This is a genomic window from Qipengyuania sp. B-5, assembly GCF_056857815.1.
Window position 1 is genome coordinate 1 of sequence record NZ_JBSXNU010000004.1, and the last position, 2,272, is coordinate 2,272.

Sequence of the window (2,272 nt, forward strand, 5' to 3'; positions counted from 1 at the left end):
GGGACCGGAAGAACCAGGGCTTTCCACCGTGCTTCATCAGCACGCTGCGGGTGATGTGGTTCCGGTCCGCGAACTCCCATACGGGCCCGCAGCACGAAAAGCTGCACCAGGAGGCCGGACAGATGGCAGCATCCGACTACGTGCCAAACCTCTCAAAATACCGCTTGCATCCTGCGGGGCGTCCACAGATGGAAAGCGGACCATCGCCCTTTATCCAGTAAGTAAGATTTCTTTTCATTGAGACCTACCGGCGCACATGGAAGAATGATCACAACCAATCGAGAAAATCAGGTGTCACGCGAGAGAACAGCCGCAAGTTCGAGAAGTCTGCTGGAATCGAGTTCGCCCACCAATCCAATGGCCGATTGTCCTTCTTTCCAGTAAGCTACCGCAACTCCGTTATCGGCCTCCATCATGGGCAGCGCGCCGAAGGTAGTCTCGGCCTGCGCTGCGAAGAGCGAAATGGTTTCGCCCGACGGGGTTTTCACCGACACCATGACTGAATTGCCTAGGTCAGATGGGTAGAGTTGGGCGTCCAACACGGTCCATCCTGAAGGCAAGGCAGGAAGGTTAATACCTGTCACGTCGAGAATTTCGCGCCGGTTGAGCTCAATGATCTCAGTTTGCGATGTCATTTCCCATCGGACCTGGCTCGCACTGTAGGCCTCTTGCGCCTCATTGACGAAAGAGGCCGCACTCGCCCGCGTGGAAAAATCGCCCAACCATTCGTTCGCAAACCAGCCAGAGGCAAACAATGCAGCTAACCCAGCGACCCGGCGCCAGCGAATAGTCCGGGCATTGTCGTTGGCGAACCGCGGTCGTGATGAAGCAAGGGTGTTAGAGCCGTCAGCCTTCCGACCCACTAATGTCCCCTTGCTACTCTCATTTTCCCTTTCGAAGTTAATCTCAGGCCATTTGCGCCGCCACCGCTTTGCAACCACCCTCTCTCCGGGCCTAGCGGCGTCATCCAAAAGAATTATCCCTCCCGGCGCGAGGCGCTTGAACAGTATCTCGGCAGCTCCGCGCACAAACGGATGGACAGCCCAAGGCGGACCATCGATGATGATCAGGTCAATTTGGTCCGGCAAATGGTCGAGCTCATACCATCGTCCGGGCCACCCCTCGATAGTGGCAGTCAGTGGGGCGCAGCGGATTTGAGCCTCTACCCCCTCGCTTGCTAACCATTCCCCGGTCGCAGCTACAAAATCGGCATGCTGATCGAAACTGAACAACTTTCCTTGTCCGTTCTGTTGCATAGCCTTGGCACAGACGAGGGTAGAGGCTCCTGCTCCTAGTTCGACGACAACTCGTGGCTGCAGTTCTTCTACAGCGTCGACAATTCGGTGCAGGAATCCAGTATCGGCCTTCCAGCTCCCAAGGTTCGGCAGAGCGCCCGCACCCAGCGAAACCCTGTTCATTAGCTCGTACTTGCTACGCTGGGTCCCACCCCAGAGACTTTTTAAGAGCCAAGGCCAGCCTATCGCCCCAAAGGCCACGCGATAGAGGACATCGGAGATTGGAGATGCTGCTCTGGTTTCATTATGATCCCGAAGCGAGAGAAGGCCAGTGGTATGGCGTGACGTCATTATGGGTGTCCAACAAAGCAAAAAAGCGTGAGGGCAGATGAGGCTCCTAAATTTTCGCTAGCATGAACTCTTCCCGATCCGCACCAAGAATGATGTCGAATGTGGAAGGGCGAAAGCCTTGAATGCCATTTGAGTTAATTCGGTTCGAACGCCCGGAATTTTAGTCGGCAGTCGAATGTCCGCAATTGGTCAGCACTGCACAGGGCACAAGTGGCGACAACGGGGTGGTTAGCGGACTTACCTTATCTTGATCTTCGTCTGTGTGGCCTCGGTGGCTAACAGGCGCAGCTTCTCCAAGAAATCAGAATCCAGATTTTCCGTGTTTTCGATCACGAGCTTCGCGTTCGGCCACCCCGGACCGCCACTTTCAACTGCATCCCAGAAGGCATCAAGGTTCCGTCCAAAGAGTGCCGCTCCCGCTGGCTGGACCTGAGTGAGATAGAGTTGCCAGAACTCATCAGCGGTTTTCACGCCAGCACAATCGATCAAGACAGTCCGCATAGAGGACGTTTCGCATGGAAGTCGCAAAGTCCGCAACGGGTCGTAGCACGAACCCGCTTCGCGGGAGGGGTGCTGGCGGCGCGGGTGACGCCAGAGCAAGAACGTAGCGAGTAGATCGAACAAGGCCGACCATTCCGGCTCCTTCAACCGAGGAGTCGAGAGATGAACGATCTTGTACCTGTTTC

3 protein-coding genes are annotated in these 2,272 nt (G+C 55.9%); 1 reads left to right on the plus strand and 2 read right to left on the minus strand.

Annotated features, from left to right (window positions below; all coding sequences use genetic code 11):
* Nucleotides 1-221: hypothetical protein (locus tag AC13CE_RS00040; protein ID WP_482971047.1), on the plus strand; the 221-nt coding region annotated here is incomplete at its 5' end.
* A 66-nt stretch (nucleotides 222-287) separates the two neighbouring features.
* Here AC13CE_RS00040 and AC13CE_RS00045 read toward each other — a convergent pair.
* A complete protein-coding gene (locus AC13CE_RS00045; protein ID WP_482971048.1) occupies nucleotides 288-1,418 on the minus strand; it encodes a class I SAM-dependent methyltransferase in 1,131 nt (376 codons plus the stop codon).
* Nucleotides 1,419-1,823: 405 nt separating this feature from the next.
* Nucleotides 1,824-2,272: barstar family protein (locus tag AC13CE_RS00050; RefSeq protein WP_482971049.1), on the minus strand; the 449-nt coding region annotated here is incomplete at its 5' end.